At 38.4% G+C, this 23,651-nt stretch carries 18 protein-coding genes; 7 read left to right on the top strand and 11 right to left on the bottom strand.

The features are described from left to right. The first annotated feature begins 55 nt into the window (after positions 1–55). Positions 56–1,330, top strand: coding sequence for a replication-associated recombination protein A (locus tag G3I01_RS07640; protein ID WP_219552494.1), 1,275 nt, complete (start codon positions 56–58; stop codon positions 1,328–1,330). Here the strand turns inward: G3I01_RS07640 and G3I01_RS07635 are convergent. The 8 genes from G3I01_RS07635 to G3I01_RS07600 are packed head-to-tail and all read right to left on the bottom strand — an operon-like array spanning position 1,327 to position 9,125. After that, entirely contained in the window at positions 1,327–2,166 is an 840-nt protein-coding gene (locus G3I01_RS07635; protein ID WP_219552492.1) for a hypothetical protein, read from the bottom strand. The genes G3I01_RS07640 and G3I01_RS07635 overlap by 4 nt on opposite strands. Then, positions 2,163–3,572 (bottom strand): DUF5723 family protein, encoded by a 1,410-nt coding sequence (locus G3I01_RS07630; protein WP_219552490.1) that lies wholly within the window; start codon positions 3,570–3,572, stop codon positions 2,163–2,165. The genes G3I01_RS07635 and G3I01_RS07630 overlap by 4 nt, the downstream gene beginning before the upstream one ends. Before the next feature lies 1 nt (position 3,573). Further along, complete coding sequence (locus tag G3I01_RS07625) at positions 3,574–4,125, bottom strand: hypothetical protein (protein ID WP_219552488.1); 552 nt, start codon at positions 4,123–4,125, stop codon at positions 3,574–3,576. 42 nt (positions 4,126–4,167) lie between these two features. Continuing rightward, positions 4,168–4,857 (bottom strand): YjjG family noncanonical pyrimidine nucleotidase, encoded by a 690-nt coding sequence (locus G3I01_RS07620; protein ID WP_219552486.1) that lies wholly within the window; start codon positions 4,855–4,857, stop codon positions 4,168–4,170. Continuing rightward, a complete protein-coding gene (locus G3I01_RS07615; RefSeq protein ID WP_257710840.1) occupies positions 4,844–6,166 on the bottom strand; it encodes a polysaccharide deacetylase family protein in 1,323 nt (440 codons plus the stop codon). The genes G3I01_RS07620 and G3I01_RS07615 overlap by 14 nt, the downstream gene beginning before the upstream one ends. Next, positions 6,144–6,842 (bottom strand): DNA repair protein RadC, encoded by a 699-nt coding sequence (gene radC / locus G3I01_RS07610; protein WP_219552484.1) that lies wholly within the window; start codon positions 6,840–6,842, stop codon positions 6,144–6,146. The genes G3I01_RS07615 and radC overlap by 23 nt, the downstream gene beginning before the upstream one ends. Positions 6,843–6,902: 60 nt before the next feature. After that, positions 6,903–8,255: a Mur ligase family protein gene (locus G3I01_RS07605; RefSeq protein WP_219552482.1), complete on the bottom strand. Its 1,353-nt coding sequence runs from the start codon at positions 8,253–8,255 to the stop codon at positions 6,903–6,905. Between the two features lie 48 nt (positions 8,256–8,303). After that, positions 8,304–9,125: a hypothetical protein gene (locus tag G3I01_RS07600; protein WP_219552480.1), complete on the bottom strand. Its 822-nt coding sequence runs from the start codon at positions 9,123–9,125 to the stop codon at positions 8,304–8,306. A gap of 238 nt (positions 9,126–9,363) precedes the next feature. On the opposite strand from G3I01_RS07600, the gene G3I01_RS07595 reads away from it, so the two are divergent. Genes G3I01_RS07595 through G3I01_RS07585 form a run of 3 tightly spaced genes read left to right on the top strand, consistent with a single transcriptional unit; the run spans position 9,364 to position 16,762 of the window. After that, positions 9,364–14,115 (top strand): gliding motility-associated C-terminal domain-containing protein, encoded by a 4,752-nt coding sequence (locus tag G3I01_RS07595; protein ID WP_219552478.1) that lies wholly within the window; start codon positions 9,364–9,366, stop codon positions 14,113–14,115. Between the two features lie 22 nt (positions 14,116–14,137). Continuing rightward, on the top strand, positions 14,138–15,070 hold the full coding sequence (locus tag G3I01_RS07590) for a type IX secretion system membrane protein PorP/SprF (protein ID WP_219552476.1): 933 nt from the start codon (positions 14,138–14,140) through the stop codon (positions 15,068–15,070). Between the two features lie 12 nt (positions 15,071–15,082). Beyond that, complete coding sequence (locus G3I01_RS07585; protein WP_257710838.1) at positions 15,083–16,762, top strand: OmpA family protein; 1,680 nt, start codon at positions 15,083–15,085, stop codon at positions 16,760–16,762. Between the two features lie 88 nt (positions 16,763–16,850). Here the strand turns inward: G3I01_RS07585 and G3I01_RS07580 are convergent, their stop codons facing one another. The 3 genes from G3I01_RS07580 to G3I01_RS07570 are packed head-to-tail and all read right to left on the bottom strand — an operon-like array spanning position 16,851 to position 19,559. Then, the gene (locus G3I01_RS07580) at positions 16,851–17,372 is read right to left on the bottom strand and encodes a DUF4136 domain-containing protein (RefSeq protein ID WP_219552474.1); all 522 of its coding nucleotides are present in this window, start codon (positions 17,370–17,372) and stop codon (positions 16,851–16,853) included. A 59-nt stretch (positions 17,373–17,431) separates the two neighbouring features. Next, the gene (obgE, locus tag G3I01_RS07575; RefSeq protein WP_219552472.1) at positions 17,432–18,439 is read right to left on the bottom strand and encodes a GTPase ObgE; all 1,008 of its coding nucleotides are present in this window, start codon (positions 18,437–18,439) and stop codon (positions 17,432–17,434) included. Positions 18,440–18,446: 7 nt separating this feature from the next. Then, positions 18,447–19,559, bottom strand: coding sequence for an adenylate kinase (locus G3I01_RS07570; protein ID WP_219552470.1), 1,113 nt, complete (start codon positions 19,557–19,559; stop codon positions 18,447–18,449). Positions 19,560–19,681: 122 nt separating this feature from the next. Between G3I01_RS07570 and G3I01_RS07565 the strand changes: the two genes are divergently transcribed. From G3I01_RS07565 to G3I01_RS07555, 3 genes are all read left to right on the top strand, one after another. After that, positions 19,682–20,842 carry a 5-(carboxyamino)imidazole ribonucleotide synthase gene (locus tag G3I01_RS07565; RefSeq protein ID WP_219552468.1) on the top strand — a complete coding sequence of 387 codons (1,161 nt, stop codon included), beginning with the start codon at positions 19,682–19,684 and terminating at the stop codon, positions 20,840–20,842. 4 nt (positions 20,843–20,846) lie between these two features. Then, complete coding sequence (gene purE, locus G3I01_RS07560) at positions 20,847–21,332, top strand: 5-(carboxyamino)imidazole ribonucleotide mutase (RefSeq protein WP_219552466.1); 486 nt, start codon at positions 20,847–20,849, stop codon at positions 21,330–21,332. A 209-nt stretch (positions 21,333–21,541) separates the two neighbouring features. Continuing rightward, the gene (locus tag G3I01_RS07555; RefSeq protein WP_219552464.1) at positions 21,542–23,572 is read left to right on the top strand and encodes a M3 family metallopeptidase; all 2,031 of its coding nucleotides are present in this window, start codon (positions 21,542–21,544) and stop codon (positions 23,570–23,572) included. The last annotated feature ends 79 nt before the right edge of the window (positions 23,573–23,651 follow it).

Below are 23,651 nucleotides of genomic sequence, written 5' to 3'. Positions count from 1 at the left end.
TACAAAAAAGCATCCAAACTTTAATGGATGAAAAACTGTCACATAACTAATTGCTATGAATCAACCTCTTGCTGAGAGACTCCGACCAAAAACCTTAGATGATTACCTAAGTCAATCGCACTTAATAGGCGAAAATGGAGCTTTAAGACAGCAGATCCAACAGGGGATGATCCCTTCTATGATCTTTTGGGGCCCTCCTGGCGTAGGGAAGACTACCCTTGCCAATATTATTGCTACAGAATCTGGAAGACCATTCTTTACACTTAGCGCCATTAGCAGTGGTGTAAAGGATGTTAGGGAAGTCATCGAGAAAGCTAAAAAGAGTGAAGGCCTTTTTACCACAAAGAGCCCAATTCTTTTTATCGATGAAATTCATAGATTTAGTAAATCACAGCAGGATTCTTTATTGGGAGCGGTCGAGAAAGGATGGGTGACCCTTATTGGCGCAACAACCGAAAACCCAAGTTTTGAGGTGATCTCCGCACTTCTTTCAAGGTGCCAGGTGTATATTCTTAAACCTTTTTCTAAGGATGACCTCGTAGCTTTGTTGGAAAGAGCTATGAAAGAGGACAAGATCATTGCCGCTAAAAATGTAAAATTAAAGGAAACCGAAGCTCTGCTTAGATTGAGCGCCGGAGATGCAAGAAAACTTTTAAATATTTTTGAGCTATTAGTTACCTCAGCAGATAAAAATGTAGAAATCACTAATGACCTCGTACTTTCCAAAGTTCAGCAAAATACTGTGCTTTACGACAAAACAGGTGAACAGCATTATGATATTATCTCTGCCTTTATTAAATCTATTAGGGGAAGTGATCCAAACGCAGCAGTATACTGGCTTGCCCGGATGATCGAAGGCGGTGAAGACGTGAAATTCATTGCCAGAAGGCTACTTATCCTGGCTAGTGAAGACATTGGAAATGCCAACCCAACGGCCCTTGTGATTGCCAACAACTCGTTCCAGGCTGTAAATACGATTGGATATCCTGAAGCGAGAATAATTCTAAGCCAATGCGTAACCTATCTGGCTACATCTCCAAAAAGCAATGCAGCATATATGGCGATAAATGAAGCCCAGCGTCTGGTTAAAAAAACTGGCAACCTGTCTGTTCCTCTTTCAATCAGGAATGCTCCAACTAAACTTATGAAGGACATTGGTTATGGAAAAGACTATAAATATGCCCATACTCATGAAGGCAATTTCGTCGCTGCGGAATTTTTGCCAGATGAAATTAAGAATACCACGCTCTATAATCCTGGCAATAACCAACGGGAAAATGCCCAAAGAGAATTTTTAAGAAAACGCTGGCAGAAGAAATATGGATATTAATCCATTACTTCATATTTCAGGGTAACCTTATTATTTTTTTCACGATCAAAATATTCAACCATCAGGTTGTTCTCCGCGTCAAAATAACCAATCCCTTGTTTTGTTAAGGAGTTATATATGAAGCTTTTTCCACCTTCAGATTCTAATAGAATTGCGATTGGTTCGGTAGATCCTTCCTGAAACAAATTATAACCCTGAGAAGTTTTCTTCAGAAAAAAAGTTTTCCCGGCATTTAGATATTTCATTTCAGAACCAGTCTTTGGTGCTGGCGTGGTTGTTTCGATATTTTCTTCCGCAACTGTATCTGTATTAACCGGGTTTGCGGCAACTTCAGCACCTAAAGTAACTTTCACCGTCTCTTTTGCTGAATTCATTTCATTAGAATTATTGACCACAGAAGTTTCCCCCGGAACATATTCGTAATCCAATTCTTCTACTGAGGTAAAAGCATCTTTTAAGGCTTCATGGTAAGCTAACTTGAAATCTTTCTCTCTACTCCTACCCTCCTTGCTTTTAAAAACTACCTTTCCCTGGCAATCTTCTAATTCTATTACCAATTTGGTCACAAACAATCCAGAATTATTTTTAAGATTGGCCTTTAAACCTAGACAGGAATTTACAGCCAGGTCTTGTGGCTTATCTGCAGACTTCATAACCGTATTAAAACCTTCCTGCTCAAATAAGAATTTGAACAGGGAATTCAATTGATATTGGTTCACCTCACCAGTGAATTCAAAGGTTTCAGGAATTAGAATATATTTATATTCATTAATATTTTGTGCTGATGAAGTGAAAACTCCACCAAAAATGAATAATGCTATTAGTAACTTTTTCATAAATCTTTAAAAATAAATTGCATCCCGAATTGCAGGGAAGCGCTGTTAGCTTTCGCTAAATTAGTATATCCAATTATATCGTTAGCCGCAAGATAAATATTAAAATTTTTAAATCTTGAAGATACCATAAATCCCAACTTGGTCAAACTGTATTCATCTACAGCATAAGCGAGACGAAATCTTAAATTATCAGTAACTTTTCTATCCCAGTAGGCGGTGACTCCATAAGTAGGCCCTTTAGGCCGGTTAACCCCTGAAATAAGCATTCCGAACAAATTCATAAATCTTGGCTTCTTACTGATCAAATAATCACAGGGAAGTATGGATTTGCCGGTACCGAATTGAAATGAGGCATTATACTTTAACGGCCTCCAGGTTGTATATCCGTTATTAGTTGTCTCATCCTGTAAACTAATATCAACTCTCTCTTCAAAAATTTCCCAGTACGGGATCGTAGGTTCATTACCGTCCAATTCAGGAAATAATGGCTCCAATCCATTAGTTTGAAAAGATCCAAAATAATTATAGTTCTCAACATCTTTCTGATGAAACATCAAGCCAAGGTCCTGTACCGATGCGTTTACAGAAAATTGATCTGTCACTCTGTAATTAAAACCAAGATCAAATCCTACTCCGGCGTTCTGCCCGAACATTGATCTACTTAGTAATTCTGCTACCGCCTTATCCACTGTCATATCCTCTTCATCCTTCAAGGAGGCATAACCAGAAGTGTTCACCCTTACATTGAGGCCACTTACCTCATGGCGATAAAAATTGGGGCCTCCAGGTGTCTCTATGGTCCTGAAAACACCTTCGTTATCGATACTTTCAGCATTAAAGATTCCTGAGTATAATTTCAACCTTCCTCCAACTGTTAGTTTTGCATCTACTTTATAGTTGAAACCAGCGTGGTAAACCGTTAAAATTTCTCCCGTAAAATTAGCATCAGAAAAATCAAAATCCTGCCCAATATAATCGGCATTACCTTCAAATGCCAATATAGCCGGATCTTTAGGAAAATAGGCAAAAACATCTAACTCCTGGTAAATCCCAGTGGAGAAGTAACCTCTATCGCCAACTTTCCAGCCTAAAGAAAGAATTTCAATTTGCTGGTTGACAGAAAAATAATCCCCAGCGGTAATATCCTGCATAATATTCCTAACGCGATCGTTTACATCTGAACCATCATCAGCAAAGACATCATAAGCGGTAACACCTGTTGAGCCCGCAGATAAATGGATCTGAGAAAAAAATGGTATTCCTACATGCCTGGTAAAATCTATTCGAGCGCCGGGATTTTGAAGCAAAGACTGAGGCAGATCATCTACATTATATAGGAGTGGCCTATTTTGCCCACTACAAATAATGGTACAAAATATCATAATGACCAGTAAAATTCTCTGCATATTAAAATTCAAACCTGAACAGTCCTTTTGACATAAAATCTAATTCGCCTTCCAGGCTTTCATTGGCCCCTTTCACTTCTAATTCAATCACCATTTTAATAGAACGGCGTATATCAACTATATCATTTCCCTGCAGTACATGAGTAGTATCTACTACTGAGGATGAAGTTTCAGATCCTGCCGGAATTATATAGGCCACATTGAACTGGTTTCTATTATTCTCCCTTAAAAATCTTATGTTGCTTTTAATCTCATACGGAAACCTATTTTCATGCCTGAATCTTAGCGCCGCATACATCAAGCCATCCTGGATATAGTCATCATCTAGAAATTCAAGCCTTACAGTATCACGTATAACTGGAGTAAATTGACCGGTTTCTGAATCAAGAAAATCTGTCTCGTTCAATTGATAGAATAAAAGATCGACCTCAAGATCTGGCTCCAGAGCAATATTCTCTGCCTGCCCAAAATCGACATCTTTAAAACATGAAGTTAGGAGGAATCCAAAAATGATTCCTGGTATAATTTTTTTTATAAATCTTAAATGCGACACCTAACTTTTTTATTTGCGCACGAAAATACCTAATCCCTGTTACTATAAATAATTTAGAAGTTCATTTAACTTTTGAACCTGAGGGTACTGACTCTGAATACTTTGGTCATGAGAATTTAGATGAATAACCTGTAATCCAAAGTTGTGAGCTCCTATAATATCTGCCTCCAAATTATCACCTATCATCACAGATTTCGAGACTTCTGCCCCACTCTTGTTTACAGCGATTTGAAATATCTGTGGATGTGGTTTTTTTACTCCAGCCTCTTCAGAAGTAGTAATAGTCTCAAAAAATTCATGAATACCCGAGCCTCTCATTTTTCTTTCCTGAACCTCTTCAAATCCATTAGTGATAATATGCAATCTATACCTGTCCTTTAAATTATTTAAAAGCTCGAGGCTTCCATCCAATAAGTGATTATTTTTTGGGAGGTATTCAATATAATCATCGGCTATAAGATTAATAGTAGTATCCTGGGTTTGAAATTTTAAGGAATCGAAGCTTTCCTTTAACCTTCCAAAGCGAAGATCCACCTTACTCACCGAATTATTCCTGTAAAGCTCCCAATATTTGAAATTAATAGGTTTATAAACCTCCAGGAATTCTTCAATATTTATAGTGATCTTTTGCTTTTCAAAAATTTCCCTGAAAGCCAGTTCAGAATTCTTGTCAAAATCCCATAGAGTATGGTCCAGATCAAAAAAAACGTGTTCTATATTATCCAATTTCATGAATCTGCTTTAAAAGTGAATAGTAATACTCTTTATTCGAGTAATTTGAAAAATCCTGGTTTCTAAATACTCCGCGAAACATTCCTTTTACCTCTTTAACCTCTAACAACATTCGTGCTAGATCCTCCTTAAGTTTAGTCTTTGTCATATCTTCTGCAACCGCAGAATTAAAAGCATATGGATGAACTTTGAGCGGGGTAGTTACTTCCATATTGATATCATAGAACAAGTATGGGGTACACGTACCGGCTCTAAAACCGGGCACATCGGGATATCCCATAGAATGATCATTATTTATTTCCAGTTCGGTTAAATTATTATATTGATCTGGTAACCGCAGATTATATTTAGAGTTCATCACGTTTTCAACAGGAATATGAATGATCTCCTCCATCCTTAACTTTTCCTTACGCAAGCTTTTAATATTCTCCATTGCATAATACCCCATAAGCAGACCAACTTTTGCGTAATCTGCCACAGATTTTATAACCGCACGATGAGGAATTCTATTATGACTTATATTACGGTCGTAAAGGGAGAAGTCACTTAGCTGAAACATGAACAACATATATATTTTATGCTGTTTGATCAAATCTATAAGATCCTCGAAAATATCGTGAGGATCATCCTTGATCCTTATCCAAACCTGCAGCCTGTCTATAACTTTACCCAGCTGAAACTGAAAAAGGTCTGAAAACATCCCCACAAAACTTCTTAAGAAGCCCTTATTCTTAAAAATGAAAGTATTTTCTGAAGCTACAATAGTTCCTACTTTATATTTTCTATCAGAATATTCGAGCTTAGGAAAACGATTTAAAAGAATTTCCCGGAACTTTATAGCCCAGATATCTACCACGGGTTTGTGTAAAAAACTTTCCTGGGAGGCCAGACTTTCTGAAGCTGGGAACCTTCCTTCTTCATCTTTAACATGTGGAAGATATTCCTCGTACCTGCTCAATAAATAAAAAGAGGCTGCGAAAATATCAAAGGGAAGATCACTGGCTTCCGGTAACGGAAAAAAGCAAATAGTATCATCCCAGGGCTGTACTTTTATTTCAAGTTCAGAAAAACCCTGCTCTATCAAAAGGTCTACATTCTGAATAAAAAATTCATTTCCCAAAGCCTGTCTGCCATACGATAGTTTAGCACCATCGTGAGCGATAAATTCCTCAATTTTAGAAGTGAATTTAATTGGAATCCCCAGGATATGAGTACAAATATGCTTGAACACATATATAATCCTTGGGGTGATTTTCTGGGTATAGATCAATAACATTAAAAGGGTCTTAAAGCATACCTTCGTCGGCAAAGCTAAGGTATGATTTTTCGGTTACAATAATATGGTCAAGTACTTTGATATCGAGACTTTCGGCAGCAGTTTTCAATTTATTGGTCAGCTGTTTATCTGCTTCACTGGCCTTTAGATTTCCCGAGGGGTGATTATGCACCAGAATAAGAGAAACCGCACCAACCTCAAGTGCCTTTTTCAAGGTAATACGAACATCTACTAAAGTTCCGGTTATTCCACCCTTGCTTATTTGAAACTGCTCTATTACTTTATTACTATTATTAAGGTAAATGATCCAGAATTCTTCATGACCTAATTCACCAATCATAGGCTGCATAATTTCAAAAACTGAATTACTGGAAGTAATTTTTTTGAGTTCCAGCGCTTCCTCCAGCCTTCTTCTCCTTCCCAATTCTAAAGCCGCAGCAATAGAAACTGCTTTTGCAGGCCCAATCCCTTTAAACTTGCATAATTGCGCAATGGAGAGTTTCCCCAGAGCACTCAGATTATTTTGCGTGGAGGACAGAATCTTTTTTGAAAGTTCTACCGCACTTTCATTTTTACTTCCTGAACCTATAAGGATCGCAATTAATTCGGAATCGCTTAAACTAAGTTTCCCCTTTTGAAGTAGCTTTTCACGGGGCCGATCATCCTCGGCCCACTTTTTTATACTAAGGTTATTTTTTTCATTATTCATCCTGAGTTAAAGATAAACAATGAATTGAAACTTTCTTAAAAATTACTGATAACCAATTGGTTAAATCATCGCTTTTACTTCCTCCATATCAAGCCCACCATAATTACCACTACTCATCATCAACAATACTGCATTTTCAAGCCTTATACTTAGCAACTCCTTTTTAAATTCTTCAGCTGTTACAAACACCTTTAAGCCCTGCTTCCCAAACGCTTCCCGTATCTGATCTTCAGAAATAGCATCTAGCTTCTTGGCCGTGATAGCTTCTGGGGAATAAAAAACCAGGGCTTCATCAGCTTTATCAAGACTATTTTTATATTCTTTCAGAAATTCAGAATTCAGACTACTAAAAGTATGGAGTTCTAAACAAGCTATAAGTTTCTTTTCTGAAAATTGCTCTTTCACGGCGGCGGTTGTTGCACCAACCTTTGAAGGGCTATGGGCAAAATCCTTAAAAATGATCGATGAATTTTTTTCGGCTAACTTTTCCAGTCGCTTTGAAGCACCCTTAAAAGTAGCTATTGCCTCATAAAAATCATCTTCATCTACGCCCATATGCTGGCAGATCCACTTGGCTCCCGCCAGATTATTAAGGTTGTGTTTTCCGAAAATTTCTAGCGGCATTTCCCCTTCAGGAACATCCAGAATCGTATGATTTCCTTCAGTATGGTATTCTGGAGTTTGATAAGGATGTTTTCTAATAGGGTTTTCGGTTTCTTCAGCAAGCCTTTTTACCTCAGGATCTTCTTCATTATATACCAATATCCCACCGTTCACGATGGAGTCTATAAAGATCCTGAATTGTTCCACATAATTCTCATAAGTAGGAAATACATTAATATGATCCCAGGCAATTCCACTCAGTAATGCAATATTGGGTTGATATAAATGGAATTTCGGCCTTCTATCTATTGGTGAGGAAAGATACTCATCTCCTTCAATAACTATAAAGTCATTCTCCTGAGTCAGATGAACCGGGTTATCTATTCCTTTTAGAGCTGCTCCTACCATGTAATCAATTTCCTTATCATGATATTGCATCACATGAAGAATCATAGAAGTGATACTGGTTTTTCCATGCGAGCCACCTATAACCACCCTGGTCTTATCCTTTGCCTGCTCAAACAGGAATTCAGGATAGGAATATATTTTAATACCAAGTTCTTTCGACTTAAGCAATTCGGGATTATCTGCCTTAGCATGCATGCCTAAGATTACCGCATCAAGATCTGAGGTAATATTCTCTTCGAACCAACCCATTCTTTCCGGTAAGACTCCAAATTCCTCTAATCTGGATTTGGAAGGTTCAAAAATGGCATCATCACTACCTGTGATCGCATAACCTTTCTGGATGAGAGCGATTGCTAAACTATGCATTGCGCTTCCTCCAATGGCAATAAAATGAATTCTCATAGAAAATTTTTGTGCAAATATAATAGTTTGAAGACGGGAATGGATGGATTAGAGCCTCTTGATCTTTTGTTTTTCGATCAAAGCTTTATCAAAATCTGGATCTATGGAAAGAGATTTTTCAATATGAGCTAAAGCGGCCTGACGATTTTCCCGAATCCTTTCTATTTGTGCAAGTCGGTAATAAGCCCAAGCCGGAGACTTTAGATCTTTATAGCCGTAATCTTTTATATAGTCTTCTAAAAACTTTTCACCGGCATCTAATTGTATTTCATAAATAGCTGAAGCTTCACCTAATTCATAATTAAGATAGTTACGAGATACTAATGCAGGTTTCCTTTCTGCAACTCTTATTGCCTGTTCATATTTATTTTTTGCAAGATCACGGTACTCCTGAATTTTGTATATGTAAGCGTCAGCTAAAAGGGCATCGACTTCATTTAATCTATCAAGATCTGAGGCATAGCTTTCAGCCAGCGTTTTACTACCTCCAATAAAGCCAGGAATCTGCATATATAATTCTACAAGTGCTCGACGTGTCTCTTTATGAGATGGATCAAGATCAGCCGCCTTCCTTAAATATTTTTTCACATCACCAAGTAATATAGCTGCCTGGAATTTAGACCCATAGTAAGCCTTCATTCCCATAGCACCTCCCAGTTTAAAATTATACATGGCATTCTCAGGATGTTTTTTTACCAAAGTCTCGTAATAAGAAATAGCCTCATCCCAGTCTTTATTAAAACTAGCAATATCGCCTAAACGCTCTGTAGCAAGAGGTTTATTATCGTGCTTCAGGAAAATATTTTTCGCATCCACAATTTCCCCACTATTGAGGAGTTTTTCAGCATCATTTAAGGTTTGCTGTGCCATAGAATTGACTGTGAAAAGCAAAAAAATACCGATGACACACCTGAAATTTATTAACATATATATTTTTTTTATACATTTAGACCGCCCAAGGAGTTGTTACTCAGCAAACTTAAGGCCTTTGGATTTAATTGTTAAGATGTTTCTTAATTTAACTCCGCATATTAAAAATTATTTTAATATTTGTGCAACTTTTAATGAGTTTTAACCGAATACTAATTTTGAATTTAACACCTAGCCTATGCAAAATTTTACTTTTGGGAGGAAGGGACTTAATTGGTTCCTTTTTGCCTTTATTTTATTTGTGGGTAATTTGTCCGCATCCTATGCGCAAAACTGCCCAACCCTAACTTCGACTTCAGATAACTTTTGTTATTTAAGTCGAGTTTCAGCCCTAGATGCCTATGCCAATGATGGTGGTGATGGAGTAGAATGGTATAGAAATGCCACTCCACAACCTTCAGAAACTGCTATTCCAGATGATGAGATCTTGGAAACGGGCATATATTATGCCGGAAATAACTCCGGAGATTGTGCAACCCGTCCAGCTTTTGAAGTTACGGTAGACGATCTTGGACCGCCAGAATCAACTTTCGGAAACTTCTACGAACCTTGTGAATATAGTTCTTCAGATGTAACTACAGTAGCAGAGCTTAAAGCTCTTATCAATACCACAGGAACAGCAGACGACATAAATGTATATGATCAGTCTCAGGAATATGGCACTGTAGAATTAAATGATACGGACGTATTGGTTGAAGGAAGAAGTTATTTTGTTGGTCAGGATGATTCAAGCACATCTTGCCAATATTCTTCCAGATTAGCAATTAGATACGACCCTATACTAGCTACGGCACCAACAGCAGAACCAGCACAAACTTTTTGCGAAACTGCAACCGTTGCTGATCTTGAAGCTTCTGGAATCAACAGATGGTATAGCACTGATAGTTCAAACCCAGCTTTAGACCCTTCTACTCCTTTAGTAGATGGACAAACATATTATGCTAGTCAGATAGTAAACAGAACAAATTCTTCTTTACCTCCATGTGAGAGTCAGGACAGAACTGCGGTTACTGTAGTTTTAACTGAAGGACCTGATGCCGGTGAAGATAATATTGGAACAGTATGCTTTCCTGATGTAGATGAAACTTTTTCTGACGATGGAGAAATTAGGATTTATCTTTTAAACCTTTTAGGTGAGGACGTTCCAACTGATGGAACATTCAGCCCAACTATCGAGCAATTAATAAATCAATATGCTGCGGATGACGATGGTTTAGGGGATTTTACTACAACATACACAATCGGAAGTGGAGATTGTCAGGATTCGGTAGACCTAACCATAAGAATAATTGAGGAAACTCCAGCTAATTCAGGAAATTTCGATGATATACCAAATGTATGTCCTGAAGAAGAACCTATTGATTTAACTGATCTAACTAATAATGACCCTGAAGCCACCATGGGTGGAACTTTTACTGGTACAGGTGTAATCGACAATCAATTTGACCCTGCAGTTGGCGTTGGAGAATATGAAATTACTTATACAGTAGATGAGACTTCAGCTCCTTGTATTACTGGAACCGATTCAACAACCTTTACAGTTACGGTTGAGGAAGCAACGGTTGATCCTAATGTTAGCAGAAACTTATGTGTTACGGAAGCTGAAACACTTATTAGCGATTTTACTGCACTGGAAGCCTTTTTAATCGATATTTTAACAGAAGCTGGAGTGGACAGTCCTGATTCTGATGGATTTGATGCGGCCGACTTAGCAGAAGGTCAGAGATTACTTAATTTCATAGACTCGCCATCAGGATCAGAAACATTTAATTTTAGCTATAGTGATGATTTTGATTCCGATCTATGCTCTAGTGGAACTGTAAATATTGCCATAACAGTAAACGACCTTTCAGACGCCGAAGCTGGCACAATTGCAGATCAAAATGTTTGTGTATCTGACGGAATGGTTGATTTATCTGCGTTTTTAAGCGGCGATGCTACTACAGGCGGAAGTTTTAGTGGAGATAATGTTGCAGATGGAATGTTCGATGCCACTGTTGGTCCAAATTCAGATGGTTATGAAATAACTTATTCGGTTGATGATTCTGCAGACTGTGTAAACCCTGGAACTTCAGATTCCACTACTTTTACAATTTTCGTAGGAGAAGCGAATGCCGGAGAAGATGGAGTTGCCGAACTTAGTCCTTCAGATGCTCCTGTAAATCTTTTTGATTACCTGGGCGGATCACCTGAAACCGGTGGAACTTGGTCTCCTGGCGACGGAACTTTTGATCCTGCAACAGACAGCCCTGGAGAATTTGAATATACCGTCACCAACGGAGATTGTTCAGATTCTGCAATTGTTACCGTTAATTTCCCTTCATGTAATGCAGGTGATGACAATGTAGGAGTTGTTTGTCTTTCTAATTTAGATTCTGAACTATCTAATGATAGAGAAGTTCGAGAATACTATTTAGACCTATTGGATGAAGGTGTAGACAGAAATGGAACTTTCAACCCAACCATTGAAGGAATCATTGACATTTATGCCGATGATGAAGATGGTCTTGGAGATTTTACAGTTACTTACACCATAGAATCTGGAGAATGCTCAGATTCTGTAGATCTTACCATCAGAGTAATAGAAGAAGGACCTGCAAATGCAGGAACCTTTGATAATATCGAAAATGTATGCTCTAACGATGAAATGATCTCACTTACAGGTCTTATGAACAATGATCCTGACTACTCGAGGGGAGGAACTTTCTCCGGAGAAGGCGTATCAGATAATATGTTTGACCCATCGGTTGGTGCAGGTACATTTACCATAACTTATTTTGTTGATGAAACTGCTCCTTGTGTAATAGGAGAGGATTCAACTACTTTTACAATTACAGTTGTTGATGGACCTGTTAGCGCAAATCTAGATCGCACCCTTTGCATTACCGAAGCAGAAACTCTTTTAAACGATGAAACTGCTTTGCAAATTTTCTTCAACGATTTACTTACGGAAGCCGGAGTAGAAACTTTCAATCCTGACGGATTTGGTGCAGAAGACCTTCTAGAAAGCCAAAGACTTTTAGCCTTTATATCAGACCCTTCAGATTCTGAGACTTTTAATTTTAGCTATGTCGATGAATCTGAAATTGATGAGTGTTCAAATGGAACGGTAAATATCGCTATCACTATTAATGATCTAAGAGATGCTGAAGCAGGTACCATTGCAAATCAAAATGTTTGCGAAACCGACGGAATGGTCGACCTAAGTATATTCTTAGGAGAAGACTCTATTACAGGTGGAACTTTCAGCGGAGATAATGTAGCTGACGGAATGTTTGATGCTAGCGTTGGTCCAAATGAAGAAGGATATGACGTAACTTATACTGTAGACGATTCAGCTGACTGTGTGACACCAGGAACGGTTGACTCTGTAACATTCACAGTTTTTGTAAATCAAGGTGTTGATGCTGGAGAACCAAATAGTGGAGATGTTTGTCGTGCTAATGTTGACGAAATATTTCCTAATAACACTACGGTTAGAAACTACTATTTAAATCTTTTAAGTGATGGGACACCAACGGATGGGACATTCAGCCCTTCTATTAATGATCTAACTGTACAATACAGAGAAAATCCAGAGCAGGAAGAATTCACTACCATCTATACCATTACAAATGGTGTATGTTCGGATAGTGTTGAACTTACTATTAACGTTTACGATTCAATACCAGCCGAAATCGGTGATATCGAAGACCAGACTTATTGCAGAAATGCAGAAGACGTAACTTTAGTTGATCTTCTTCCTGCCGATGCTAATCCTAATGGAACATTCGAAGGATATGAGGATGGAATCTTCAGCCCGGGAATGGAAGGTGTAGGTACTTTTGATATTACTTATACTCTTACAGACGACTCTCCATGTACTGAAGGTGAAGCTTCTGCTACATTTACGATCACCGTTACAGAATCTGCTTTCGCAGGTATGGACATGGATCTAAGCGTTTGTACAGATGCAGGTACTCAGAATTTGTTCGACTTCCTTTCTACAGATGCTGACACAACAGGAGAATTTACTCTTGATGGAGATGTGATTGCAGACGGAATGATGGATCCAGCCAATTTTGCAGCTGGAACTTATGAAGTTGTTTATACCGTACCAGAAATCAATGAGTGTGGAGATGACACAGCGATTTTCAACATTACTGTTGAAGAGGCGCCAGGAGCTCCAACTGTTGAAGGGAATCCTTTTACTTTCTGTGCTATTGATGGTGCAACTGTAGCAGATCTTTCTGCAACTGGAACTAATTTAACTTACTATTCAGATGCCGAACTAAGCACAATGGTTTCTGCAGAGGATGAATTGGAAACTGGATCTTACTATGTTACTCAAAGAAATGATGAAGGTGCCTGCGAATCTGCAGCAGCTGAAATCACTGTAACAGTTAACGATGCAGCAACTCCAACAATCTCTAATACAACTCAGGAATTCTGTGAGTTTGACGATGCAACTATCGCAGATCTTACAGCAGAGGTTAACGAAACAGGTGATATCACCTGGTACGACTCTGCAGATGGCGATAATGCCCTTCCAGAAGGAACACCACTACAAGATGGTACAGTTTATTATGCTACCCTATTTGATGTAGATTCTGGATGTGAAAGCTCTTTAAGATTAGCTGTGACTGTTTCTATAAACGATGACTGTCCAATCACGATCCCTGAAGCTTTCTCGCCAAACGGAGACGGATTCAATGACACATTTGAAATAAGAAACATCAGAGACAAATATCCTAATTTCACCCTTAAGATCCGTAATAGATTCGGAGACATGGTTTACCAAGGAAATGCTAATACTCCAGACTGGGATGGCTTTAGCTCAGAAAGTTCTTTCGGAAGCGGAGTTCTACCAGTAGGGGCTTATTTCTACTATCTAGATTACAATGATGGTAGCACAGAGCCTGTAAGAGGAACAGTATACTTAAGTAGATAATTAGGATAAACAAGAGAACGAAATGAAAAAAATAATCACAAAATATTTATTATTCGCAGGCATTATCCTTTTCTCTATTAAAGGTATGGCCCAACAAGATCCATTATTCACTCAGTACATGTATAATATGAGTGTAATGAATCCTGCTTATGCGACAGACGATCCCGGAATGTTGAATTTCGGAGGTATTTACAGAATGCAATGGACAGATGTTGACGGTGCACCTCGCACCCTCAACTTCTTTGCCCACACCCCAATCAGTGAAAGAGTTGAACTTGGTCTTACTGTAGTTCATGATGAAATTGGAAATGTTGAAAAAACAAACAACATTACTGCCGATTTCGCCTATGTTATTCCTACAGGTGAGAATACTAACCTTTCCTTTGGAGCAAAAGCTGGTTTAACCACTTTTGATGCGAACCTTTCTGGATTAGTAGTTAACGATCCTAACGATCCAGCAATGGGAAATATCAGTGAGATATTTCCAGTTTTCGGAGTTGGAGCGTTTTGGTTTGGAGATAATCACTATTTAGGTGTATCTGCTCCTAACCTTTTAACTGCAGATCATTTAGATGATAGCCAATTGCTTCGTGACCGTGGAACCGAAGAGATCCACTACTACCTTAATGGTGGTTATGTATTCGACATTAGTGAGAACTTTAAATTAAAGCCTTCTACCATGGTAAGAGGTGTAAAAGGAGCTCCACTATCTGTTGACGTAAATGCTAACGTATTATTATATGATAGACTTGAAGCAGGTTTAGGTTACAGATTTGATGAAACCATAACCGGTTTGGTAAACTTTAGAGTGACTCCAGGCCTTAGAATTGGATATGCTTATGATTATCCAACCTACGATTTAAGTAACGATGGGTCACATGAGATCATGCTTTTATTTGATCTTGATCTATTCGGACTTAAGAAAGGATATGACAAATCACCTAGATTCTTCTAAAACCAGACTAACATGAAAAATATATATAGTACACTTTTAATAATCTTTGTAAGCATCACTGCTTTCGGACAAAAGTCTGACATCAGGGATGGAAATAAGTTCTTTGCCCAGGCAGCATATATAGATGCGGCCGATGCTTACGAAAGCGTTAACAATAAAACTCAGGAGGTTCTTCAAAACTTAGGAGATTCATACTACTTCACAAATCAAATGCAAAATGCTGTTGAAGTATATGAATTGCTTTTCTTAAGACATGAAGGAGCAGTAGAACCTGAATATCAGTTTAGATATGCCCATGCTTTAATGGCAGCGGGTAACTATGTAAAAGCTGATGAACTTATGAATGAATTGACTGGTGAAAACTGGAATCACGAAGAATTTGCAAGCGAACTTGATACTATGGTTCCTCACAAATTCAACTATGACCAGATAATGAATAACCAGTCTTCTTCAGACTTCGGAATTGGATTCTACGGTGACCGTGTAGCTTTTGCTTCTACAAGAAACCAGGAACGTCCAATCTACCCATGGAACAAGCTTCCTACTTTAGATCTTTATAGTGCACAGATGGATGACGAAGGAGAAATGACCGATATCGTTCTTTTCTCTTATGAGATCAATACAGATGAGCACGAAAGCTCTGCGACTTTCAGCCAGGATGGTACAGTTATGTTCTTCGACAGAACTAATGAAGACCGCGTAAAGAACGAGAACGATGTTCGTGTTGCGAACATTAGCCTTTACCGTGCTGAAAATGTAGATGGAGAGTGGACAAATGTTACTAAACTTCCATTTAGCAGTGAAGACTATTCTGTAGAACACCCAAGCTTAAGCGCAGACGGAAGTAAATTATACTTCGCTAGCGACATGCCAGGTGGCAGTGGTTCTTTCGATATTTACGTTGTAGACGTGAATGAAGACGGAACTTACGGAACTCCACAGAACTTAGGTCCAACAGTAAACACTGCTCACAGAGAGCAATTCCCATTCATCAGTGATGAAGATGTTCTTTATTTCACTTCAGATGGTCACCAGGGATTTGGAAATCTTGATATTTTCAGAACTGAAGGTGATTTCTCAGAAGTTGAAAACCTTGGAGCTTCTATCAACAGTGGAAATGATGACTTTGCTTTTGTAATTAAAGAAAGTGAAGAAATGGGTTATTTCGCTTCTAACAGAAGAGGAACAGATAACCTTTACCAATTTACTCGTGAGGAGAATGAGATCATTGAAGCACCAACTGTAACTGATGAAACTAGTGGGCAGGATATTATTCCTATCGATGGTAGTAAGATCTATTTCGATTTTGATAAAGCTACGATCAAGCCTGAATCTGAACCAGTACTTGATTCTGTTGTGACATACATGAACGATTACCCTAACATTAAGGTGAAAGTTGAGTCTCATGCAGATGCCAGAGGATCTGATAAATACAACATGGACCTTTCTAAGAGAAGAGCGGCTTCTACTGTAGATTACCTTGTTTCTAAAGGAATCGACAAAGCTAGACTTACTTCTGAAGGTTATGGTGAAAACAGACCAGTTAATGACTGTACAGAGCCTAACATGTGTACTGAAGAGCAATATGCTAAAAACCGTAGAAGTGCATTCGTAGTATCTAACCGTGATGGTTCTATGAATGAAGACACAAATATGGAAGATTCAGAAATGGATGATCAGGAAGAAAACTAAGTTTTCTAACCCATACTAACTAACCAATCAAAAAGTGAAAAGCCCGATGCAAATGCGTCGGGCTTTTTCAATTTAAATAGGTTGCAATTTATTTCTTTGGAGGATAACCCTCCAGTGCCTTCGCTACAATTTTATCGAAACGTTCTTTTCTTTGTTGAGGATTTGCATCAAAATTAAACGGACTTTCCACTATGGCCTGCCAAACCAACATGTCCTTTTCAACATCTATAAAATCAAAGGTTAGCTTAAGGTAAGTATCCATCTGCCCAATAGGAATGCCTCCAGAGACCCCTACTCCAACATTACCACCTCCACCACCTAACCCTACACCAACACGACTTCTATTGTCCTGTTCGTATTGCTGTGTGTAAACATTCACATAGATGCCAGGATCTTCAGACATAGAAAACCCTTTATCCTGCATTGCCGTTTTTAAACTTTCGGTAAGTCGGGATTCCTCCAACTGGCTTAAGCCAGGCCGATAATCGGGAAAAAGAGCGTAAGTGGAATATTGATTGAAATTGACCTTCTGGTCATAATCATAAACTGCCTGAGGTGAATTACAGGCAGCTATGAATAATAATAAAAAAGAATATTTTACAAGTCGCATAATCGATTTTTACTAAAAATAAGAAAAATCGATTCGGGAGTTTATACGTTTAACAGGATTTAAACAGGCTCTTTATTAAGCATTTGCCATAGTTTATCCTTCAATTCGGTAAGCCCCATTTGAGCTACTGAAGAAATAAAAAGATAAGGTAACTTTAACTCCTTGTCCAGCTCTTCAGCCATTTCAGCTTTAAGCTCTTCATCAAGAAGATCACTTTTAGAGATAGCGATAAGTCTATCCTTATCTATTAATTCAGGATTATATCGCTTCAATTCATCCAGAAGGATGTCATATTGCTTTTTAATATCCTTCGCATCTGCCGGGATCAGGAATAACAAGGTTGAATTCCTTTCAATATGTCTAAGGAAACGATGTCCAAGACCCTTACCTTCAGCAGCACCTTCAATAATTCCAGGGATATCAGCAACCACAAAGGTTTTGAAATCACGATATTCTACGATCCCAAGATTTGGCTTAAGTGTCGTGAATTCATAATTGGCAATTTTAGGCTTAGCTGCAGTAATTACAGAAAGCAAGGTTGATTTCCCTGCATTAGGAAAACCTACCAATCCAACATCTGCCAATACTTTTAATTCTAAGGTAATATCGATCTGCTGACCGTCTATACCAGGTTGAGCATATCTGGGAGTCTGATTGGTTGAACTTTTAAAATGCCAGTTCCCCAGTCCTCCTTTACCACCTTCAGCTACAATAAATTCCTGCCCGTCCTCGGTGATCTCTTTAATGATCTCGTTGGTTTCGGTATCACGAATAACGGTTCCCAACGGAACCTCAATATATTCGTCTGCTCCCTGAGCTCCGGAACTTCTTTGCTTGCTTCCATTTTCGCCATGTTCAGCTTTTACGTGACGTTTGAACTTCAGGTGAAACAGTGTCCAGAGATTTTTGTTTCCTTTTACAATAACGTGACCTCCACGGCCACCATCTCCACCATCTGGCCCTCCTTTAGTGATATATTTCTCCCGGTGAAGGTGAGCAGAACCCTTCCCTCCTTTTCCGGAAAAAACATGAATTTTCACATAGTCAACAAAATTCCCTTCAGTCATTTTCTTATTATTTCATTAGTTCGTCGATCACTTTGCTTAGGCGCTCGGTGATCTCCTCAATACTGCCCACTCCATTTACTCCGTAATACTTATCCTGTTTCTGATAATAGTTCTTGAGGATAGCAGTTTCATTATAATATACTTTTATACGGTTTCTAATAACCGCCTCATCTGCATCGTCTGGTCTACCCGAAGTTTTACCTCTTTCCAATAAACGCTCCACAAGGATCTCATCTTCAACTTCCAGTGCGATCATAGCATGAACCTCGGTTCCTTTAGATTCAAGATATTTGCTTAAAGCCTCAGCCTGCGCCTCGGTTCTCGGAAAACCGTCGAAAATGAAACCGTTGGCACCTTCATTCTTTTCAACTTCGGCATTCAACATATTAATGGTAACCTCATCTGGCACCAACTGACCTTTATCTATATAAGACTTTGCACTAAGGCCCAATTCGGTTTGATTTTTAATATTAAACCTGAATACATCCCCGGTAGAGATATGAACAAGTTGATATTTATCTTTTAGAATTGTTGCCTGAGTTCCTTTGCCTGCACCCGGAGGGCCAAACAATACTAGATTTGTCATTTTATTTTCTTTGCGTTTATATACTTGTGTTAGATTTCTACCCAATCCGTCGTAATCGAGACCAAATCCAACGATGAATTTATCTGGTATTTCGATTCCCTTTATCTGTACGGGAACATTCTTTTTATAAGCCGCAGGTTTAAAAAACAAAGTAGCCACCTTATAACTGGCAACCTCAGCTTTTTTTAATATCTCATCGATCTCCACCAGCGTATTACCGGTATCCACAATATCTTCCAGCAGCACTACCTCGCGACCTTTAAGCTCCTGATTTAATCCCACCAGTGTTCTTACATTCCCGGTAGTTTCAGTCCCTTCATAAGATCCCATTTTCACAAAACTCACTTCACAATCACTTCTGAATCTTTTAATGACTTCTGAAGCGAACATAAAAGACCCATTAAGAACGCCAATAAAAACGGGTATTTTCCCGTCATATTCGGCATTCAATTCTTCTGAAATCCTGTCTATTGCCTTGGTGATCTCCCCTTCAGAAATAAAAGGTTCGAATTCAAGATCATGTAGTTTTATCAAAATGGTCAAATTTTAAGTGGCAAAGATAAGGAATCTACATAAGCTCAACAGCCCGATTTCTTACCGAATATGTATGGCAGAAATTTCGAATAGGTTATTTTTGCGGAAAGCCGAATAAATTTATGGTAAATTATTTTTCTTCAGACTTTAAACTAGCCATTCTTGGCGGTGGTCAATTAGGTAAAATGATGTTGTACGAGACAAGAAAGTACGACATCCAGACATTGGTTCTCGATCCAAGCGAGGAAGCTCCTTGTAAGATCTCCTGTAATTATTTTGAACAGGGTGACCTCATGGATTATGAAACCGTGCTTAATTTCGGAAGAAAAGCAGATGTGGTCACTTTCGAAATAGAAGGTGTGAATATCGAAGCTTTAAAAAAGCTGGAATCTGAAGGTATCAAAACCTATCCTTCGGCAGACACATTGGAAAAGATCCAGAATAAAGCTGTTCAGAAACAGTTCTATAAAAACAATGATATTCCTACAGCCGATTTTAAAGTTTTTTCAGATCTGAAGGAATTAAGATCTGCCGTTGAAAAAGAAACTGTAAAGATTCCTTTCGTTTGGAAAAGCGCTACTGGTGGTTATGACGGTAAAGGTGTTTCAGTAATTAAGAAAACTGCCGATCTTGATGGTTTATCTAAAGGAGAATGCATTGCTGAAAATTTAGTTCCCTTTAAAAATGAACTAGCTGTGATCGTAGCCAGAAATCCATCTGGAGAAGTACGCACTTACCCGGTCGTGGAAATGGAATTTCATCCTACCGCCAACCAGGTAGAATATGTGATCTGCCCGGCCAGGATCGATGAAAAGGTAGCAGAGAAAGCCAGAAAAACAGCTGAAAGAGTATCTGAAGCTTTTCAGCATGTAGGTTTACTTGCAGTAGAAATGTTCCAGACAGAAGATGATGAGATCCTAATCAACGAGGTTGCCCCAAGACCGCACAATAGTGGACATTATAGTATTGAAGCTTCTTACACCAACCAGTTCGAGCAACAAATAAGAGCAATACTTGATCTGCCTCTAGGAAATACCGACAGTAAAGTTGGTGGAATAATGGTAAATTTGGTTGGCGATGAGAATTATGAAGGTGAAGTTGTATATGAGAATATCGAAGAGATCATGAAACTCGATGGGGTAACTCCTCATATTTACGGAAAGAAGATTACCAGGCCATTCAGGAAAATGGGACACGTGACCATAGTGGATAAAGATCTTGCCAAGGCCAGAAAAGTAGCCGAAGAGGTAAAGAATAGCATAAAAGTGATAAGTAAAAAATAATAACATGGGAAAAGTAGCAGTAATAATGGGTAGCACCAGTGATATGCCCGTAATGCAGGAAGCTATAGATATTTTAAAAGGATTTGATATAGAAGTAGAAGTAGATATAGTTTCTGCTCATAGAACTCCTGAAAAGCTTTTTGAATTCAGCAAAACAGCCCATGAAAAAGATATTAAGGTCATTATTGCTGGAGCCGGCGGTGCAGCACACTTACCTGGAATGGTAGCTTCTATGTCTCCATTACCGGTGATAGGAGTTCCCGTAAAATCCAGAAATTCCATAGATGGATGGGATTCGGTTCTATCTATTCTTCAAATGCCGGGTGGAGTTCCTGTCGCTACAGTCGCCCTCGATGGCGCTAAAAATGCTGGAATTCTTGCGGCACAAATTATAGGTGTTTCCGATAAATGTGTTCTGGATAAGATTCTGGTTTATAAAGAAGGCCTGAAGCAGAAAGTTATAGAAGGAGCAAAATCGCTCAAAAAATAAGAAAGGCCGCGATTGCGGCCTTTCAAGTAGTAAACTGTAATCTGTAATTATTATTTATTAACCATTCTAAATATAAAACCAGAACTTTGTAAACTACTAAGTCTTTATGAGTTAAAACTCATTTGAAATGCCAAAGTATTAAAAATTTCTTAAAAATTACCATTTGCGTTAATTAATTTTATTGATAGCGTTAAAACAAATACCAATATATGAGTTCTCAGAATATTTTACTTACAGATTTTGAATATGCCCCATTCTCTAAAATCAAGACAGAGGATTACAAACCGGCTATTTTAAAGGCTGTTGAGCTTGCGAAGGAAGAAATAAATGAAATTGTAAAGTCTGAAGCTACTCCAACTTTTGAAAATACGATAGAAGCCCTGGAATTTTCAGGAAAGAAACTCGATAGAGTAACCAGCATCTTTTTTAATATCAATTCAGCCGAAACGAACGAAGAAATTCAGAAGATTGCTCAGGAAGTTTCCCCGGTCCTATCTGAATTTAAGAATGATGTGATTCTTAATAAAGAGCTTTTTCAGAAGATAAAAACGGTTTTCGAAAGCAAGGATTCTCTAAACCTTAATAAAGAACAGGAAACCCTGCTTGAGAAAAAATACAAAGCCTTTACCCGCAACGGAGCAAATCTGGCTGATGAAAAACAAACCGAATTAAGAGAAATAGATAAGCAGCTCGCTAAACTAAAATTACAGTTTGGTGAAAATGTGCTCGCAGAAACCAATCGCCATGAACTTCACGTTACCGATGAGTCAAGATTAGGTGGCCTACCGGAAAGTTTTAAGGAAGAAGCGAGATCTGTAGCTGAATCCAAGAATAAAGAAGGCTGGATTTTCACTCTTGAATATCCAAGCTATATTCCTTTTATGAAATATGCCGAGGATCGCGAGTTAAGAAAAGAACTGGCGCTCGCATTTGGATCGCGAGGATTTCATAATGACGAACTGGATAACCAGGAGAATGTTCTTCAAATTGCTAAACTGCGGTACCAAAGAGCCAAATTGTTAGGCTTTAAATCTCATGCGCATTTTATTCTGGAAGAACGTATGGCAGAAACTCCTGAAAAAGTTGATTCATTTTTGAAGGAAATGCTGGAAAAAGCAAAGCCGGCAGCAAAAAAAGAATTTCAGGAACTGGAAGATTTCGCAAAGGAACTTGACAAGATCGATCAGCTACAAAAGTGGGATTCGGCATTTTATGGAGAAAAACTAAAGCAGAAACGCTTCGACCTCGACGATGAAAAGCTCAAACCATATTTTAAATTAGAAAATGTAATTGATGGGGTATTCACTGTCGCAGAGAAACTTTATGGTCTCAACTTCAAAGAAGTTACTAATATCGACAAATATCATCCAGATGTAAAAACCTTCGAGGTAACTAATGAAACCGGAGAAGATGTAGCTCTATTCTATGCAGATTTTCACCCAAGACCAGGAAAAAGAGATGGTGCATGGATGACTATTTATAAACAACAGTACGTTCAGAATGATAAAAATGAGCGACCACACATCTCTATAGTATGCAATTTCACTAAACCAACTGCAAAGGAACCTTCATTATTAACCTTTAATGAAGTCACTACTCTTTTCCATGAATTTGGTCATGCTCTACACGGCATGTTAGCGAATACAACCTATCCAAGTCTGTCTGGGGCCAATGTTTACTGGGATTTTGTTGAACTACCAAGTCAGGTGCTGGAAAATTGGTGCTATGAGAAGGAGGCTTTGCAACTTTTCGCCAAACATTATAAAACCGGGGAAGCTATTCCGCAGGAATATATTACGAAAATTAAGCAGTCTGCTAACTTCCTGGAAGGTATCGCGACTTTAAGACAACTTAGTTTTGGAATGCTGGATATTAGCTGGCATGCGATAGATCCTTCTAATGTCACCGACGTTAAGAAACATGAAGTTGAGGCATTCGAGCCTACTAAATTATATCCTGATGTTGATACCAATTGTATGAGTACTGCTTTTTCTCATATTTTCCAGGGAGGTTATTCCGCAGGATATTATTCATATAAATGGGCAGAAGTTCTCGATGCCGATACGTTCGAATATTTTACAGAGCACGGTATTTTCAGTAAGGACATCGCAGACAAGTTCAGAGAGAATATTTTGTCTAAAGGAGGAACTGAACATCCAATGGAACTATATAAAAGATTCCGTGGAAAAGAACCTAAACCAGATGCTCTATTAAGAAGAGCTGGCCTTATCTCGAAATAACCGGAAACCCTAGGATAATAGAGAATTCTTATCTTAACAAGACAATTGATAATCATTCTTTTGCTATTTTTGATTAGAA

This window comes from Gramella sp. MT6, assembly GCF_019357415.1.
Taxonomy (GTDB): Bacteria; Bacteroidota; Bacteroidia; order Flavobacteriales; family Flavobacteriaceae; genus Christiangramia.
Note: the sequence above shows the minus strand (reverse complement) of the source record. Positions and strands in the feature narration are given on the sequence as shown.

What these genes read in the sequence shown, in the direction of transcription:
- G3I01_RS07565 (WP_219552468.1), top strand. Translation starts at nt 19,682, where the DNA reads ATGGTAAATTATTTTTCTTCAGACTTTAAACTAGCCATTCTTGGCGGT.
- G3I01_RS07600 (WP_219552480.1), bottom strand. Translation starts at nt 9,125, where the DNA reads ATGGCACAGCAAACCTTAAATGATGCTGAAAAACTCCTCAATAGTGGG.
- purE (WP_219552466.1), top strand. Translation starts at nt 20,847, where the DNA reads ATGGGAAAAGTAGCAGTAATAATGGGTAGCACCAGTGATATGCCCGTA.
- G3I01_RS07590 (WP_219552476.1), top strand. Translation starts at nt 14,138, where the DNA reads ATGAAAAAAATAATCACAAAATATTTATTATTCGCAGGCATTATCCTT.
- G3I01_RS07595 (WP_219552478.1), top strand. Translation starts at nt 9,364, where the DNA reads ATGCAAAATTTTACTTTTGGGAGGAAGGGACTTAATTGGTTCCTTTTT.
- G3I01_RS07585 (WP_257710838.1), top strand. Translation starts at nt 15,083, where the DNA reads ATGAAAAATATATATAGTACACTTTTAATAATCTTTGTAAGCATCACT.
- G3I01_RS07605 (WP_219552482.1), bottom strand. Translation starts at nt 8,255, where the DNA reads ATGAGAATTCATTTTATTGCCATTGGAGGAAGCGCAATGCATAGTTTA.
- G3I01_RS07635 (WP_219552492.1), bottom strand. Translation starts at nt 2,166, where the DNA reads ATGAAAAAGTTACTAATAGCATTATTCATTTTTGGTGGAGTTTTCACT.
- G3I01_RS07580 (WP_219552474.1), bottom strand. Translation starts at nt 17,372, where the DNA reads ATGCGACTTGTAAAATATTCTTTTTTATTATTATTCATAGCTGCCTGT.
- radC (WP_219552484.1), bottom strand. Translation starts at nt 6,842, where the DNA reads ATGAATAATGAAAAAAATAACCTTAGTATAAAAAAGTGGGCCGAGGAT.
- G3I01_RS07630 (WP_219552490.1), bottom strand. Translation starts at nt 3,572, where the DNA reads ATGCAGAGAATTTTACTGGTCATTATGATATTTTGTACCATTATTTGT.
- obgE (WP_219552472.1), bottom strand. Translation starts at nt 18,439, where the DNA reads ATGACTGAAGGGAATTTTGTTGACTATGTGAAAATTCATGTTTTTTCC.
- G3I01_RS07640 (WP_219552494.1), top strand. Translation starts at nt 56, where the DNA reads ATGAATCAACCTCTTGCTGAGAGACTCCGACCAAAAACCTTAGATGAT.
- G3I01_RS07620 (WP_219552486.1), bottom strand. Translation starts at nt 4,857, where the DNA reads ATGAAATTGGATAATATAGAACACGTTTTTTTTGATCTGGACCATACT.
- G3I01_RS07555 (WP_219552464.1), top strand. Translation starts at nt 21,542, where the DNA reads ATGAGTTCTCAGAATATTTTACTTACAGATTTTGAATATGCCCCATTC.